Source organism: Kluyvera fluvialis (genome assembly GCF_059725275.1).
On the sequence record NZ_AP046142.1, the window covers coordinates 2,873,459 to 2,889,785 of the forward strand.

16 protein-coding genes are annotated in these 16,327 nt (G+C 54.2%); 8 read left to right on the forward strand and 8 right to left on the reverse strand.

The genetic code is table 11. From position 1 onward, the window contains the following. The gene (locus AC6I4B_RS13645; protein WP_497765828.1) at nucleotides 1–1,305 is read left to right on the forward strand and encodes a sulfurtransferase; all 1,305 of its coding nucleotides are present in this window, start codon (nucleotides 1–3) and stop codon (nucleotides 1,303–1,305) included. Here AC6I4B_RS13645 and AC6I4B_RS13650 read toward each other — a convergent pair. Both AC6I4B_RS13650 and AC6I4B_RS13655 read right to left on the reverse strand, forming a co-directional pair. Continuing rightward, nucleotides 1,302–1,934 carry a CDP-alcohol phosphatidyltransferase family protein gene (locus AC6I4B_RS13650; RefSeq protein ID WP_497765829.1) on the reverse strand — a complete coding sequence of 211 codons (633 nt, stop codon included), beginning with the start codon at nucleotides 1,932–1,934 and terminating at the stop codon, nucleotides 1,302–1,304. The two genes, AC6I4B_RS13645 and AC6I4B_RS13650, sit on opposite strands and share 4 nt — an antisense overlap. Then, entirely contained in the window at nucleotides 1,927–2,493 is a 567-nt protein-coding gene (locus AC6I4B_RS13655) for a carboxymuconolactone decarboxylase family protein (RefSeq protein WP_497765831.1), read from the reverse strand. The genes AC6I4B_RS13650 and AC6I4B_RS13655 overlap by 8 nt, the downstream gene beginning before the upstream one ends. Nucleotides 2,494–2,571: 78 nt before the next feature. Here AC6I4B_RS13655 and AC6I4B_RS13660 point away from each other — a divergent pair, with 78 nt between their 5' ends. Beyond that, nucleotides 2,572–2,991: a pyrimidine (deoxy)nucleoside triphosphate diphosphatase gene (locus AC6I4B_RS13660; protein ID WP_497765833.1), complete on the forward strand. Its 420-nt coding sequence runs from the start codon at nucleotides 2,572–2,574 to the stop codon at nucleotides 2,989–2,991. Here the strand turns inward: AC6I4B_RS13660 and AC6I4B_RS13665 are convergent. Beyond that, on the reverse strand, nucleotides 2,948–3,217 hold the full coding sequence (locus AC6I4B_RS13665; RefSeq protein WP_497765834.1) for a YnjH family protein: 270 nt from the start codon (nucleotides 3,215–3,217) through the stop codon (nucleotides 2,948–2,950). The two genes, AC6I4B_RS13660 and AC6I4B_RS13665, sit on opposite strands and share 44 nt — an antisense overlap. Before the next feature lie 234 nt (nucleotides 3,218–3,451). On the opposite strand from AC6I4B_RS13665, the gene gdhA reads away from it, so the two are divergent. Further along, a complete protein-coding gene (gene gdhA / locus AC6I4B_RS13670) occupies nucleotides 3,452–4,795 on the forward strand; it encodes an NADP-specific glutamate dehydrogenase (protein WP_497765836.1) in 1,344 nt (447 codons plus the stop codon). Nucleotides 4,796–5,197: 402 nt separating this feature from the next. On the opposite strand, the gene AC6I4B_RS13675 is transcribed toward gdhA, so the two are convergent. The 3 genes from AC6I4B_RS13675 to AC6I4B_RS13685 form a co-directional block, all read right to left on the reverse strand. Next, complete coding sequence (locus tag AC6I4B_RS13675; RefSeq protein ID WP_497765838.1) at nucleotides 5,198–7,135, reverse strand: DNA topoisomerase III; 1,938 nt, start codon at nucleotides 7,133–7,135, stop codon at nucleotides 5,198–5,200. Nucleotides 7,136–7,139: 4 nt separating this feature from the next. Continuing rightward, entirely contained in the window at nucleotides 7,140–8,183 is a 1,044-nt protein-coding gene (gene selD, locus AC6I4B_RS13680) for a selenide, water dikinase SelD (RefSeq protein ID WP_497765839.1), read from the reverse strand. A 129-nt stretch (nucleotides 8,184–8,312) separates the two neighbouring features. Continuing rightward, the gene (locus AC6I4B_RS13685) at nucleotides 8,313–8,864 is read right to left on the reverse strand and encodes an NAD(P)H nitroreductase (protein WP_497765841.1); all 552 of its coding nucleotides are present in this window, start codon (nucleotides 8,862–8,864) and stop codon (nucleotides 8,313–8,315) included. Between the two features lie 163 nt (nucleotides 8,865–9,027). On the opposite strand from AC6I4B_RS13685, the gene sppA reads away from it, so the two are divergent. The 4 genes from sppA to chiD all read left to right on the forward strand — a co-directional run bounded on the left by sppA (nucleotide 9,028) and on the right by chiD (nucleotide 14,071). Continuing rightward, on the forward strand, nucleotides 9,028–10,881 hold the full coding sequence (gene sppA, locus AC6I4B_RS13690; protein WP_497765842.1) for a signal peptide peptidase SppA: 1,854 nt from the start codon (nucleotides 9,028–9,030) through the stop codon (nucleotides 10,879–10,881). A 57-nt stretch (nucleotides 10,882–10,938) separates the two neighbouring features. Then, a complete protein-coding gene (ansA, locus tag AC6I4B_RS13695) occupies nucleotides 10,939–11,955 on the forward strand; it encodes an asparaginase (protein WP_497765844.1) in 1,017 nt (338 codons plus the stop codon). Between the two features lie 10 nt (nucleotides 11,956–11,965). After that, complete coding sequence (gene pncA, locus AC6I4B_RS13700; RefSeq protein WP_497765846.1) at nucleotides 11,966–12,607, forward strand: bifunctional nicotinamidase/pyrazinamidase; 642 nt, start codon at nucleotides 11,966–11,968, stop codon at nucleotides 12,605–12,607. Nucleotides 12,608–12,817: 210 nt separating this feature from the next. Further along, nucleotides 12,818–14,071, forward strand: a complete 1,254-nt coding sequence (gene chiD, locus AC6I4B_RS13705; RefSeq protein WP_497765847.1) for a chitinase ChiD — start codon at nucleotides 12,818–12,820, stop codon at nucleotides 14,069–14,071. Nucleotides 14,072–14,198: 127 nt separating this feature from the next. On the opposite strand, the gene AC6I4B_RS13710 is transcribed toward chiD, so the two are convergent. Together AC6I4B_RS13710 and msrB are read right to left on the reverse strand one after the other, a co-directional pair. Then, the gene (locus AC6I4B_RS13710) at nucleotides 14,199–14,477 is read right to left on the reverse strand and encodes a YeaC family protein (protein ID WP_497765849.1); all 279 of its coding nucleotides are present in this window, start codon (nucleotides 14,475–14,477) and stop codon (nucleotides 14,199–14,201) included. A gap of 42 nt (nucleotides 14,478–14,519) precedes the next feature. Next, a complete protein-coding gene (msrB, locus tag AC6I4B_RS13715; RefSeq protein WP_497772163.1) occupies nucleotides 14,520–14,933 on the reverse strand; it encodes a peptide-methionine (R)-S-oxide reductase MsrB in 414 nt (137 codons plus the stop codon). Between the two features lie 339 nt (nucleotides 14,934–15,272). Between msrB and gapA the strand changes: the two genes are divergently transcribed. Further along, on the forward strand, nucleotides 15,273–16,268 hold the full coding sequence (gene gapA / locus AC6I4B_RS13720) for a glyceraldehyde-3-phosphate dehydrogenase (RefSeq protein WP_096757311.1): 996 nt from the start codon (nucleotides 15,273–15,275) through the stop codon (nucleotides 16,266–16,268). The last annotated feature ends 59 nt before the right edge of the window (nucleotides 16,269–16,327 follow it).

Genomic DNA, 16,327 nt, shown 5'->3' on the forward strand with positions numbered 1-16,327 from the left:
ATGAAACGTGTTTCTCAACTGACCGCGCTGGCCCTCGCGCTTGGGCTAGCCACCTCTGTATATGCCGCTGAAACGGCGAAAACGCTCACTTTCACTCACCTGTTGCAGCAAAAAGGAACCGCTATTGATACGCGCATGAGCGCGTTTTATAACGGCTGGCCGCAGCAGGCGAACGGCCCACAGGGTCACGAACCAGGGGCATTGAACCTGTCGGCAAGCTGGCTTTCCGCCATGAACAACGAGCAGCTTTCTGCCTGGGCGGAGCAGCATCAGCTCAAGAAAGAGACAGAAATCGCGCTGTACGGCGACAGCAAAGATAACGCAGCGGTAGAAAAACGCCTGAAAGAAGCTGGTTTCACGCATATTTCTACCCTCAGCGACGCGCTGCAACAGCCTTCCCGCCTGCAAAAATTACCGCAGTTTGAACAACTGGTTTACCCGCAGTGGCTGCATGACCTGCAACAGGGTAAAGATGTTACGGCGAAACCTGCGGGCGACGTTAAAGTGATTGAAGCCGCCTGGGGCGCGCCGAAACTGTACCTTGTCAGTCATATTCCCGGCGCCGATTATATCGACACCAATGATGTGGAAAGCGAGCCGCTGTGGAACAAAGTGTCCGACGACAAGCTAAAAGCCCTGCTGGCTAAGCACGGCATTCGTCATGACACCACCGTGATTCTGTACGGCCGTGATGTTTATGCGGCGGCGCGTGTGGCGCAAATTATGCTCTATGCGGGTGTCAAAGATGTGCGTCTGCTCGACGGCGGCTGGAAAACCTGGTCAGACGCGGGCTTGCCGGTAGAGCGCGGTTTACCGAAAGCAGTAAAAGCCGCACCCGATTTTGGCGCAACCATTCCAGGTCAACCACAACTGATGCTGGACATGGAACAGGCGCGCGGTCTGTTGCATCGTAAAGATGCCTCTTTGGTGAGTATTCGTTCGTGGCCAGAATTTATCGGCACGACCAGCGGCTACAACTACATTAAGCCAAAAGGCGACATTGCTGGTGCGCGTTGGGGCCATGCTGGCAGCGACTCCACTCATATGGAAGATTTCCACAACCCAGACGGCACGATGCGTAGCGCCGACGATATCGCCCAGATGTGGAAGTCCTGGGGCATTTTGCCGGAGCAACAGGTTTCGTTCTATTGCGGCACGGGCTGGCGCGCATCCGAAACCTTCATGTATGCTCGCGCAATGGGTTGGCAGAACGTTAGCGTCTACGACGGCGGCTGGTACGAATGGAGTGCCGACCCGAAAAACCCAACCGTAACGGGCGATCGTAAGCCGGACAACGCTCTTTAATCTGTATCTTCATGACGCTGAAGCCCTTTCAGCGTCATATATCCCCCCCATACCCGGTTAAACGTAGTCAACCAACACAACGCGCCAAACAACCACGCCATCCACGAAAACCACGCCGGAAGCAGGCAACCCAACACGAACAGCAAAATCGTCTCCGTCCCCTCGGTTAAACCGCCCAGGTAGTAAAGCGATTTATGGGCGTAGCCGGGGTTATCAATTTGATGTTTCGCAGCCAGCGCAGCAAACGCCAGAAAACTGCTGCCCGTGCCCATAAAAGCAAACAGCAACCAGCCACCCGCCACCGCGTTTGCCGCCGGATCGGCGAGGATAAAACCGAATGGAACCAGCGCGTAAAACAAGAAATCGAGCGCAATATCCAGGAAACCGCCCGCATCCGATAACCCACGACGCCGCGCCAGCGCGCCATCAAGGCCGTCGAACAGGCGGTTGAGCACTATCGCCACCAACGCCGCGCTATACCAGCCAAGCGCTAAAAACGGCAACGCCAGCACACCGATGGCAAACCCCACCAGCGTGACGCCATCAGCGGAAACGCCGGGGCGGTCTAGCCATTGCGCAGTACGGTTAAGTAACGGTTTGAGGCGCGGGTGAAGATGTTTATCAAGCATCCGTTTTTCCTTGCATTGGGCACAGTCCCTGCGACGGGATATCCAGCGCGGCATTAAAACGCGCGGATAAATTCTGGAAAGCGACCAGCGCGGTCATCTCACAAATTTGATCGTCATTAAAGTGACAGCGTAACGTATTTTTCTGTTCATCAGAGATCTGCGGCGGTGTGGCGGTCATACCGTCAGCATAAGCCAGAGCGGCTTTTTCTGCGGGGGTAAACAGCGTGGAGGTTTGCCAGTTGCCCAGCGCCAGCACTTTATCCATCGCGCCGCAGCGCTCTGCCAGGCGCAAACTGTTGGCATCAATACAGAACTCACAGTCGCACTGTTGTGATACACGGGTCATCAGCAACGCGCGGAGCGTAGGGTCAAGACGCGCTCGCCTGCGCTCCAGATAGCCAACAAACATCGCCACCAGCCAAAACAGCCACGGCATACGCCCCCACCAGCGGGTTGGGTTAAGCACCTTACCGTAGTGTTTTTCCTGCATGTTCACGATAGGTTTTAAACTGCGAGGTATCTGGCTGAGCGGGGGGACCCAGGGGTGTTGTTTTTTCACCGGTAAACTCCTGCGAAACTTTAGCAAATGGCAAAGCAGCGATAATATGGCATTCCATTTATCAAGTCTTTGACCGCTATGCTGAAAACTATTGATGTTGTTGCCGCCATTATCGAAAAGAATGGCAAAATTCTGCTCGCCCAACGCCCTGCTCATACCGATCAAGCTGGGCTATGGGAATTTGCTGGCGGTAAAGTCGAACCCGGCGAAAGCCAGCCACAGGCGCTGGTGCGGGAGCTTCAGGAGGAGTTGGCGATTCACGCCTATCCGGCCTGTTATATCGCCAGCCACCAGCGTGAAGTGTCCGGGCGGCTCATTCACTTACACGCGTGGTACGTGCCGCGTTTTGACGGTGAGATTATCGCTCGCGAACACAGCGCGCTGGTGTGGTGCACCCCGCAGGAAGCCCTGAGCTATGCCCTCGCCCCTGCAGATGTGCCGTTGCTGGAGGCGTTTATGGCTTTACCCGACGCCATACGAGCGGGTTCGTGCCAATAGTGTGTTCGTCGCGCTGGCATTGTAACAAAATACCTTCGGTCTTAATGACCGCCCCTTCGCTGTAGTTTTGATCCTCATAAATACAGCATTGTGTGCACGGCTGCGTCCGCTGGTTATTGGTGTTATTGCTAAACACCTCCGGCGGAACATTAACTTCAACCTGCGGCCTGGCCTGCGCGGCGTGGCAAAACAGTACCAATGCGCCCGCTATCCACAACGTTTTCATGGTTATCTCTCCTGAAAAAAGCTCTCTTACTACTATCGACCAAATCCACGCCTAACTTAACTTTTTTAGTACATCACATTTGGTTATGAGCCTACCTGCGGTATTAATTTTATTCCGCGTCCGGATTTTCCTTGTCATCCGTTCGCCGGGTAGTGATATAGTCGAAAAACGCATTTACTAAACACAACCATAACAAATACATACAACCGCAACTATAAAGGGGTACTTATATTTATGGATCAGGTTTGCTCTCTGGAAAATTTCCTGGCTCATGTTCAACAACGCGACCCACACCAGACCGAATTTGCTCAGGCTGTCCGCGAAGTCATGACAACGCTCTGGCCGTTCCTTGAAAAGAACCCGCGCTATCGCCAGCTCTCGTTGCTGGAACGATTAGTTGAGCCTGAGCGTGTTATTCAGTTCCGCGTCGTGTGGGTAGACGACCGTAATCAGGTGCAGGTCAACCGTGCCTGGCGCGTTCAGTTCAGCTCGGCAATCGGGCCGTTTAAAGGCGGTATGCGTTTTCACCCGTCAGTTAACCTCTCTATTCTTAAATTCCTCGGTTTTGAACAGACCTTCAAAAACGCACTGACCACCCTGCCGATGGGCGGTGGTAAAGGCGGCAGCGACTTTGACCCGAAAGGAAAGAGCGAAGGCGAAGTGATGCGTTTTTGCCAGGCGTTGATGACCGAGCTGTATCGCCACCTGGGTTCCGATACCGACGTTCCGGCGGGCGATATCGGTGTCGGTGGGCGTGAAGTTGGCTTTATGGCGGGGATGATGAAAAAATTGTCCAACAACACCGCCTGCGTGTTTACCGGCAAAGGGTTATCGTTCGGCGGCAGCCTGATTCGCCCGGAAGCCACCGGCTACGGTCTGGTGTATTTCACCGAGGCAATGCTAAAACGCCACGGTCTGGGCTTTGAGGGGATGCGCGTTGCGGTTTCCGGTTCCGGTAACGTCGCGCAATACGCTATCGAAAAAGCGATGGAACTTGGCGCGCGCGTCATTACGGCGTCTGACTCCAGCGGTACGGTGGTTGATGAAGCGGGCTTCACCAAAGAGAAGCTGGCGCGCCTGTGTGCAATCAAAGACAGCCGTGATGGCCGCGTCGCCGACTATGCGCGTGAATTTGGTTTAGTGTATCTCGAAGGCCAACAGCCGTGGAGCGTTCCGGTAGATATCGCCCTGCCGTGCGCTACGCAAAATGAGCTGGATGTGGATGCTGCGCGCGTGTTGATTGCTAACGGCGTGAAGGCCGTAGCGGAAGGCGCAAATATGCCAACCACCATTGAAGCGACCGATCTGTTCCTCGAAGCCGGTGTGTTGTTTGCACCAGGTAAAGCTGCGAACGCCGGTGGCGTGGCAACCTCTGGCCTGGAAATGGCGCAGAACGCGGCACGTTTGAGCTGGAAAGCGGAGAAAGTTGACGCGCGTTTGCATCACATCATGCTGGATATTCACCACGCCTGTGTTGAGCACGGCGGTGAAGCCAAGCAAACCAACTATGTTCGCGGCGCAAACATTGCCGGTTTCGTCAAAGTCGCCGACGCCATGCTGGCGCAAGGCGTTATTTAACAGCACTTAATGCCGGATGGCGGCGCTCGCGCCTTATCCGGCCTACTCGCCTCAGGTAATTCCCCAAACCGTAGGCCCGATAAGCACAGCGCCATCGGGCAAAGCAACGCCGGATGGCGGCGCTCGCGCCTTATCCGGCCTACTCGCCTCAGGTAATCCCCCAAACCGTAGGCCCGATAAGCACAGCGCCATCGGGCAAAACAATGCCGGATGGCGGCGCTCGCGCCTTATCCGGCCTACTCGCCTCAGGTAATTCCCCAAACCGTAGGCCCGATAAGCACAGCGCCATCGGGCAAAACAATGCCGGATGGCGGCGCTTGCGCCTTATCCGGCCTACTCGCCTCAGATAATCTCCCAAGCCGTAGGCCCGATAAGCACAGCGCCATCGGGCAAGACAGGTGTTCAGGTCGGCGCATCCTGCGCGGGGCTGGCGGCTCGTTTTTTGCCTTTGCCTTTGCTGAACGTTTTTTTCGCGCCGCTTGGGGCAACCAGCCCACGGAACTGGCGGACTGGCGTAGACTTGGCCTGATCAATCAATTGGAACAACGTGCCCACCAGCGGCTGCATAAAGTCTTGATAACGGCACTGTTTTTCGCTGATTTGCGTCAACACCGATTCCCAATGCGCGGTCATATCCGGCCTTGCGGCCATCTCAGGCAGCGAGTGGATCAACGCTTTTCCGGCGTCGGTCGAGTGAATATAACGCCCTTTTTTCGTCAGGAAGCCGCGCTTAAACAGCAGCTCGATAATCCCTGCGCGGGTCGCTTCCGTACCTAAACCATCGGTCGCGCGGAGGATCTTTTTCAGATCTTTATCCTGCACAAAACGGGCTATTCCAGTCATCGCCGATAACAACGTTGCGTCGGTGAAATGGCGCGGCGGCTGAGTTTGCCGCTCGACCACTTCCCCATTTTCACACAGGAGTTCGTCGGCTTTTGCCACCACCGGCAACGGTGTGCCGTCGTTTTCTTCGTCGCGCTCTTTCGCCCCCAGCAGCGTGCGCCAGCCTGCTTCCGCAAGGAAACGCGCTTTAGCGACAAACTTACCATTGGCAATATCGAGATCAATCTGGCATTTGCGGTACACCGCATCCGGGCAGAACTGCATCAGATACTGGCGGGCAACGAGGGTGTAAACCTTGGCCTCATTTTCACTCAGATTCACGTTGCTGGTGCGCGCGGTCGGGATAATCGCATGGTGCGCATCCACTTTTTTGTCGTCCCAGCAGCGGTTACGGGTATCCGGGTTAACCACCGGTTGCGGCAGGAGATCGGGGGCATGAACGCCAATGGCATTCAGCACCGCATGACGCCCGGCGAAGTGCTCCTCCGGCAGATAACGGCTATCGGAACGCGGATAAGTGATTAGTTTGTGGGTTTCATACAGCTTCTGGCAGATATCCAGCACGTTTTGCGCGCTAAAACCAAAGCGCTTAGCGGCCTCAATCTGCAGAGCGGAAAGTGAAAACGGCAGCGGTGCGGGTTCGGAATCGCGCTTGTCGTTATAGGCGGTAACGATAGCAGGCTGCCCGCTAATTCGCTTAACCACGTGCTCGGCAAGCGACCGGTGCAACAGTCGCCCTTCTTCGTCCTGATACGGTTCACAGGCTTCGCTCGGCTGCCAGACGGCGGTAAAACGCTCGTCTTTTGGCGTCACGATATGCGCCTTTACTTCGAAAAAGTCTTTCGCGACAAAGTTTTCAATTTCTTCATCGCGACGCACCACCAGCCCCAGCACCGGCGTCTGGACGCGCCCAACGGAGAGCACTCCCTGATAACCGGCATTGCGCCCCAGAATGGTGTACGCGCGCGTCATATTGATGCCGTACAGCCAGTCTGCGCGCGCACGCGCCAACGCCGACACGCACAGCGGAATAAACTCACTGTTGGCGCGCAGGCGAGAAATTGCCCGCTCTACCGCCTGCGGGTTTAAGTCGTTAATCAAGCAGCGCTGCACCTGCTGGCGTTTTTCCGCCGACAGTTGCAGGTAGTCCAGCACTTCATCCACCAGCAGTTGCCCTTCTCTGTCCGGGTCACCGGCGTGGATGACTTCGCTGGCATCATGCAAAAAACGCTTGATAACATTGAGCTGTTTAGTGACCGACGGGCGAGGCTGGAGCTGCCATTTTTCCGGCACAATCGGCAAATCCTGTAAGCTCCAACGCGCGTAGCGGCTGTCGTAGGCATCCGGCTGCGCCTGTTCCAGCAGGTGACCAATGCACCAGGTCACCACCTGGCCATTGCCACACTCAATAAAACCGTCGCCCTTGCGGTGAGGCTTCGGCAGGACGTCAGCAATGGCGCGTGCCAGGCTCGGTTTTTCCGCGATGAACAGGCGCATGGGATCAGCGCAGCTCGATCATCGGGCGGCCACCGCGCGCGGTAACCAGTTCACCAATGGCGGTCAGCTTGATACCAAACTCTGCCGCCGCAGCCTGAACGGCGTCTTCGGCTTCTGGCGTGACCGCCAGCAGCAGGCCGCCAGAGGTTTGCGGGTCACACAGCAGCGCGCGTTGCGCGTCGTTCATTGCGCCCATCAGGTGGCCGTAGCTGGCAAAGTTACGTTCTGTACCGCCCGGTACGGCACCCTGAGCGATGTACTCTTCCACGCCCGGCAGTTTTGGTACGGCGGCGAAATCAATTTGCGCCTGTACGCCTGCGCCCTGGCACATTTCGCTCAGGTGGCCCAGCAGACCAAAGCCGGTAACATCGGTCATCGCTTTCACCCCTTCGATATCGGCAAAAGCAGAACCGACGAGGTTCATCTGGCACATGACTTCCGTCGCCAGGCCTTGATGTTCAGGCTTGAGCAGCGATTTTTTCTCCGCCGTAGTTAACACGCCAATCCCCAACGGTTTGGTCAGGAACAGCTTGCAACCCGCCTGCGCGGTGCTGTTTTTCTTCACGCGCTCGGTTGGCACAATACCCGTCACCGCCAGGCCAAAAATCGGCTCTGGTGCATCAATTGAATGTCCACCCGCCAGCGCGATACCAGCTTGTTTACACGCAAAGCGACCGCCTTCGGTCACCTGACGAGCAATTTCCGGGGCCAGTTTGTTGATAGGCCAACCGAGGATCGCAATCGCCATAATCGGTTTGCCGCCCATCGCGAAAATATCGCTGATGGCGTTGGTTGCCGCAATGCGACCAAAGTCGAACGGATTATCGACAATCGGCATAAAGAAATCGGTGGTGCTGATGACCGAGGTACCATTACCCAGGTCGTAAACGGCGGCATCGTCGCGAGTTTCGTTGCCGACAAGCAGGTTGGGGTCGATAAACTTCGTCTGCTCGCTGTGCAGGATGGTCTCCAGCACCTTCGGGGAAATTTTACAACCGCAACCGGCTCCGTGGCTGTACTGCGTTAAACGAATGGCCTGCTCGCTCATGGACAACTCCTGTCATTGCTTTGGCATATACGTAGATTGTGTATGGTAACGCCAGAACACAGCGGTGATAAGTATGAGTGTCTGAATTACGCAGCGGTTGCCTATAATCCAGACAATCATCGCGTTTTTTCAGAGATAACGTACGAACGGAGCCGTATCTGGGGCGGCGATGGTGGTTGACGCTTTCAATTGCGGAGTCCCCAAATACAGGAAGCCGACGATTTTATCCAACTCGCCGCAGCCTAATCCTTCACGCACAATCGGGCTTTCGGTCAGTGCACCACTGCGCCAGATACCGTTAAAGCCTTGCGCTGCCGCCGCCATTTGCATCGCCATCACCGCACATCCTGCCGACATTTCTTGCTCCCATACCGGCACTTTCGGGTGCGCCTGGCATTTAGCAATGACCGCGATAATCAGCGGCGCGCGGAATGGCGCGTTACGCGCTTTCTCAACGGCTTTTTCATCACTTTGAGCCGCTTTCGCGCCCTGCTCCAGCAATTGGCTAAAACGTTCGCGCCCATCACCTTCTACAATAATAAATTGCCACGGTTGCAGCGTGCCGTGGTCTGGCGCGCGCATCCCGGCGCGCAGGATGTTTTGCAGGGCATCGCCTGCGGGCGCGGGTTCTGCCAGACGGGAGGCGCTACGGCGATTCAGTAATAAGTCGAGTGCATCCATTTGAGTAACTCCTCTGCTGTTATTTTTCATAAAATTAACATGCACAGGAATTTTGTTACAGCACCGCAGGCGATTCCTGCTGACAAGCGGCGACGGTCTATTTAGGATAGCCAGATGTTTCACCATGTAGGTGAACCTTTTTTTCGTTTAGCAGGGAGAATACATGCGAACCGTATGGCGCTTCATTGGCGGATTTTTTAAATGGACGTGGCGATTACTGAATCTCGTCCGCGAATTGGTATTAAACCTGTTCTTTATTTTACTGGTGTTGGTGGGGATCGGTATCTGGGCGCAGCTTAGCAGCAGCACCAGCGAACACAGCAGCCGAGGCGCATTGTTGATGGATATCAGCGGCGTCGTGGTAGATAAACCGTCTGCCAGCAGCAAACTTGGGGTGATTGGTCGCCAGATTTTTGGCTCCAGCTCCGATAGGCTACAAGAGAACTCGCTGTTTGATATTGTGCAGACAATTCGCCAGGCGAAAGATGACCGTAATATCACCGGTATTGTGTTGGATCTGAAAAACTTCGCCGGTGGCGATCAGCCTTCCATGCAGTATATCGGTAAAGCGCTGCGCGAATTCCGCGACAGCGGTAAACCGGTCTACGCGGTCGGCGCTAGTTATAGCCAGGGTCAATACTATCTTGCCAGCTTCGCCAATAAAATTTGGCTGTCGCCGCAGGGCGTGGTTGACCTGCACGGTTTCGCGACCAATGGCCTGTACTACAAGTCACTGCTCGACAAGCTGAAGGTTTCAACGCATGTTTTCCGCGTCGGGACGTATAAATCGGCGGTAGAGCCGTTTCTTCGCGATGATATGTCACAGGCAGCTCGTGAAGCCGACAGCCGCTGGATTGGCGAGCTGTGGCAAAACTATCTCAACACCATTGCCGCCAACCGCCAGATTACCGCGCAGCAAGTATTCCCTGGCGCACAAGGGTTGCTGGATGGCCTGCGCAAAACTGACGGCGACACTGCGAAATATGCGCTCGATAACAAGCTGGTCGATGCCCTCGCCTCCAGCGCCGATATCGAAAAAGCGCTGACCAAACAGTTTGGCTGGAGCAAAGCCGACAACAACTATCGCGCAGTCAGCATGTATGATTACGTGGTGAAAACTCCGCCAGATACCGGCGCGAGCATTGCCGTAGTGTTTGCAAACGGTGCCATTATGGACGGTGAGGAAACCCCAGGTAACGTCGGCGGTGACACCACGGCAGCCCAGATTCGCGATGCGCGTCTTGATCCGAAAGTGAAAGCCATTGTCCTACGCGTCAACAGCCCTGGTGGTAGCGTCAGTGCTTCGGAAGTTATCCGCGAAGAACTGGCTGCGGCTAAAGCGGCGGGCAAACCGGTCGTGGTTTCTATGGGCGGGATGGCAGCATCCGGTGGTTACTGGATTTCAACGCCAGCCAACTACATTGTTGCCAGCCCAAGCACTCTCACCGGTTCGATCGGTATTTTTGGGGTTATCAATACCGTTGAAAATACGCTGGGGTCAATCGGTGTGCATACCGATGGCGTGGCGACGTCACCGCTGGCTGACGTTGCGCTAACCAAAACGCTGCCGCCGGAAGTTCAGCAGATGATGCAGTTAAGCATCGAGAACGGTTACAAACGCTTTATCACGCTGGTGGCGCAGTCGCGCAACAGCACCCCAGAAGCTATCGACAAAATTGCCCAGGGCCATGTGTGGACGGGTGAAGATGCGAAAGCCAACGGGCTGGTCGATAGCCTCGGCGATTTCGACGATGCGGTGGCGAAAGCCGCTGAGCTGGCGAAAGTGAAACAGTGGCATATCGATTATTATCAGAGCGAACCGACGTTCTTTGATTTAGTGATGAATAGCATGTCTGGCTCGGTACGCGCCGCGCTGCCGCAGGCGATTCAGGCCTACCTACCTGCGCCGCTGGCCTCAGCGGCAAGTGCAGTGAAAGCCGAAACCGATAAGCTGGCTGTATTTAACGACCCACAAAATCGCTATGCAATTTGTCTGACCTGCGCCAATATTCGCTAATCGCAATCCCCTCCTCGGCGGAGGGGATTTTCTTTAGATTAATCATTCGACGACCTCATGCAAAAAAAATCCATTTACGTCGCCTATACCGGCGGAACCATCGGGATGCAGCGCTCTGAGCACGGCTACATCCCGGTTTCAGGCCATTTACAGCGCCAGTTAGCGCTGATGCCGGAGTTCCACCGCCCGGAAATGCCGGACTTTACGATTCACGAATACGCCCCCTTAATGGACTCATCCGACATGACGCCGGAAGACTGGCAGCATATCGCCGATGATATTCAGGCGCATTATGATGAATACGACGGTTTTGTGATTCTGCACGGGACTGACACCATGGCGTTCACCGCATCGGCGTTGTCGTTTATGCTGGAAAACCTCGGCAAACCGGTTATTGTTACCGGCTCGCAAATCCCGCTGGCGGAGCTGCGTTCCGACGGGCAGATTAACCTGCTGAATTCACTGTACGTTGCCGCCAACTACCCGATTAACGAAGTGACGCTGTTCTTCAATAATCGTCTGTATCGCGGCAACCGCACCACTAAAGCCCATGCCGATGGCTTTGATGCGTTCGCTTCACCTAACCTCCAGCCGCTATTAGAAGCGGGTATCCACATTCGCCGTTTGGGTACGCCGCCTGCGCCGCATGGCGAGGGAGAACTTCTTGTGCACCCTATCACCCCGCAGCCGATTGGCGTGGTGACGATTTATCCGGGCATCTCCGCCGATGTAGTGCGTAACTTCCTGCGCCAGCCGGTAAAAGCGTTGATCCTGCGCTCATACGGTGTCGGTAATGCACCGCAAAACGGTGAGTTTCTCAAAGAGCTGGCGCACGCCAGCAGCCGGGGCATTGTGGTGGTCAACCTGACGCAATGTATGTCCGGGAAGGTCAATATGGGCGGCTACGCCACTGGCAACGCACTGGCGCAGGCTGGCGTAATTGGCGGCGCGGATATGACCGTAGAAGCCACATTGACCAAACTGCACTATCTACTCAGCCAGGGGCTGGACGCCGACGCCATCCGCCAGGCGATGCAGCAGAACCTGCGCGGTGAGCTGACGCCGGACGAATAAGGAGAGAGTCATGACGCAACGCGCATTGTTATTGGTTGATCTACAAAACGATTTTTGTGCGGGCGGGGCGCTCGCTGTTGCCGAAGGCGACAGCACCGTGGAGGTAGCAAACCAACTTATCCGCGCCTGTAAATCACGCGGGGACGCAGTGATTGCCAGCCAGGACTGGCACCCGGCTAACCACGGAAGTTTCGCTAGTCAGCATGGTGTTGAACCCTACAGCCAGGGGCAACTCGATGGCTTAGCGCAGACGTTTTGGCCGGATCATTGCGTACAAAACAGCGACGGCGCGGCATTCCATCCGCTGCTGGCAGTGGCGGAAATTGATGCCGTGTTCCATAAAGGCGAAAGCGTGAATATCGACAGCTACAGCGCCTTTTTCGACAACGGTCACCGCCAGCAGACCGGGCTGGACGCGTGGCTGCGCGCGCATGAGATCAATGAGCTGGTTGTGTTAGGCCTCGCCACCGACTACTGCGTGAAGTTCACCGTTCTCGACGCGCTGCAATTAGGCTATGCGGTGAACGTGATTACCGATGGCTGCCGTGGCGTGAATATTCAGCCACAGGATAGCGCCCACGCCTTTATGGAAATGGCGGCCGAAGGGGCCACGTTATATACCCTGGACGATTGGCTGGAAATCCAGGGTTAGCGCTCATATTCGCCTGACGGTGATCAGGCGAATAATTTCATAATCAATAATTTCCCCTCATTTTTCCGAGGGTTAGCCGCCAATCTTCCTCTCTTCACGTGAACTATCTCGCAGATTTCACCCATCGGTAATGCTATGTTCAACTGGTTGTTTTTTCGCCACGCCATCTCCGTGGCGTGTTTGCTTTTTTAATGTCAAAGAGGACCGTGTATGAAACTTTTGCCTTTGCTGGCAGCATTGCCCCTGCTCTGCGTCTCTGTTGTTTCCGCGAATTCCCTGATGTCTGTCGGTTATTTCAATGGCGGTGGTGATGTGACCGCCGGGCCTGGCGGCAATATCGATAAGCTCGACGTACGGCAGATTACCCACCTGAACTACTCGTTTGGCCTTATCGTTAACGACGAAAAAGAAGAAACCAACGAAGCGTTGAAAGACGCCAGTCAACTGCACCAGATTTGGCTGTCGCCAAAAGTGCAGTCTGACTTAGCCAAAATCCCGACGTTGCGTAAACAGAATCCGAACCTGAAAGTGCTGTTGTCCGTTGGCGGCTGGGGCGCTCGCGGCTTCTCCGGCGCGGCGGCAACGCCAGAATCACGGGCGGTGTTTATCCGTTCCGCGCAGGAGGTCGTGGAAAAATACGGTCTTGATGGTATTGATCTCGACTGGGAATATCCGGTTAACGGTGCGTGGGGACTGGTGGCCAGTCAACCGGCAGACAGAGATAACTTCACCGCGCTGTTAAAAGAGTTACGCACGGCGTTTGATCATAAAAAACTGGTCACCATCGCCGTTGGTGCTAATGCCGAAAGCCCGAAAAGCTGGGTCGATGTGAAGGCGATTGCGCCGCTGCTCGACTATATCAACCTGATGACTTACGACATGGCTTACGGGACGCAATATTTTAACTCGAATCTCTATGACTCTACCCAATGGCCAACCGTGGCCGCTGCCGATAAGTACAGTGCCGATTTTGTCGTGAATAACTATCTCGCCGCTGGGTTAAAACCAGGCCAAATGAACCTGGGGATTGGCTTTTATGGCCGCGTACCGAAACGCACCGTCGAGCCTGGTATCGACTGGAGCAAACCGGACGCACAGAAAAATCCCGTCACCCAGCCTTATTTTGGGGCGCACGAAGTTGAGTTGTTTAAATCGCTGGGCGTGGATTTAAGCAAAGATACTTACGTGAAATACAACGACATCGTGAGTAAATTGCTCAACGATCCACAAAAACGGTTTACCGAGCACTGGGATGAGCAAGCGAAAGTGCCGTGGTTGTCGGTACAGTCGTCGGACGGCAAACCGCTGTTTGCGTTGTCATACGAGAACCCGCGCTCAGTGAGCATTAAAGCCGATTACATCAAACGCAAAGGGCTGGCAGGCGCGATGTTCTGGGAGTACGGCGCAGACGATAATAATCAGTTAGCGAAACAGTTAGCCGATTCGCTGGGGATTAAGCACTAAACTGGGGAAATTGCCGGATGGCGGCGTTGCCTTATCCGGCCTACACAAACATTCATCCCACCGTAGGCCTGATAAGCGTAGCGCCATCAGGCTACTGTGCTATCCGGCCTACACCGTGGGCCGCAGCTTAATGCGTTTTAAAGGTGGCGATAGGTTCCGGCACAATGCCGAAGTCTTGCTTCAGCTGCTGCTTACTTTTCATCACCATCTGGCCCTGCGTATCAATGGTCATGTGCTGGGCGTCGTTATTATGGCGCGACTGCCAGAGCATCACCAACTGTAAGCAGTTCTCTTTTTGTTCATTGGTCAACGCTACGCCGTCCGGCCATTTACCCAGCTCAACGGCAGTGGCCAGACGCTGGTAAATTTCCGGCGTCATCGTCTCAAGCATTTGCTCAATATTCATGTTCCGTACCTTTCCTCTGGAATAATTTGCTGAATCGTTTTTTCAGCCCTTAGTTGAGGCACCATTTTCGTCATCCGTGAAGTTTAACGAAGCGGAATTGACGCAAAAACGCTCACCCGTTGGCTGTGGGCCATCGGGAAAAACATGTCCCAGATGAGCATCACACTGCCCACAACGGATTTCTGTACGCTGCATTCCGTGCGAATAATCGTTGAGATAACGGATTGCCGTGTCGCTTACCGGCTCATAAAAGCTCGGCCAGCCGCAGCCAGAATCGTACTTACTTTGGGAGTGAAATAGCGCCGCATCGCACACCAGGCAATGGTATACGCCATCACGCTTATTATGCAGCAGACGCCCGGTAAACGGCGGTTCTGTGCCATGTTTTTGCGTGACATAGAACTGCATTTCACTGAGGGTATTTTTCAATTCTTCTGGGGTGGGTTTGTTCACCATTTTGCTCACATCTCACTCTGAAAAATACATTTACCAGAGGATTCTAACAAAACATTAACAATGAAGTGTGAACTTTTGTTCTAAACTTAATCGGCGTGAAAAGGCTGCTGGGTAATTGTGACAAAGGTCACATTTTTATCTTCTCCGCCCTTTAAAATCCCCGCCGCCGCCCATATGTGGTTTCAAGCTCATAGGAAGAGTGAGGCAAATGATTCGTGCAAAGCTTAGGCAGAGGATTGATTTGTCGCAATGATTGACACGATTCCGCTTGACGCTGCGTAAGGTTTTTGTAATTTTACAGGCAACCTTTTATTCACTAACAAATAGCTGGTGGAATATATGACTATCAAAGTAGGTATCAACGGTTTTGGCCGTATCGGTCGCATTGTTTTCCGTGCTGCTCAGGAACGTTCTGACATCGAGATCGTTGCAATCAACGATCTGTTAGACGCTGATTACATGGCATACATGCTGAAATATGACTCCACTCACGGCCGTTTCAACGGTACCGTTGAAGTGAAAGACGGTCATCTGATCGTTAACGGTAAAAAAATCCGTGTTACCGCTGAACGTGATCCGGCTAACCTGAAATGGGACGAAGTTGGTGTTGACGTAGTAGCTGAAGCTACTGGCCTGTTCCTGACTGACGAAACCGCTCGTAAGCACATCACCGCTGGCGCGAAAAAAGTTGTTCTGACTGGTCCTTCCAAAGACAACACCCCTATGTTTGTTAAAGGCGCTAACTTTGACAAATACGAAGGTCAGGACATCGTTTCTAACGCATCTTGCACCACTAACTGCCTGGCTCCGCTGGCTAAAGTTATCAACGACAACTTCGGTATCATCGAAGGTCTGATGACCACTGTTCACGCAACCACCGCAACTCAGAAAACCGTTGATGGCCCGTCTCACAAAGACTGGCGCGGCGGCCGTGGCGCAGCTCAGAACATCATCCCATCCTCTACCGGTGCTGCTAAAGCAGTAGGTAAAGTACTGCCAGAACTGAATGGCAAACTGACTGGTATGGCGTTCCGCGTTCCTACCCCGAACGTATCCGTTGTTGACCTGACCGTTCGTCTGGAAAAAGCTGCTTCTTACGAAGAAATTAAGAAAGCAATCAAAGCTGCTTCCGAAGGCCCAATGAAAGGCGTTCTGGGTTACACCGAAGACGACGTTGTATCTACCGATTTCAACGGTGAAGTTTGCACTTCCGTATTCGATGCTAAAGCGGGTATCGCACTGAACGACAACTTCGTGAAACTGGTTTCCTGGTACGACAACGAAACTGGTTACTCCAACAAAGTTCTGGACCTGATCGCTCACATCTCCAAATAAGTTGAGATGAGATACTGATCCAAAAAGGCGACTTCGGTCGCCTTTTTTTATGGCAAAAA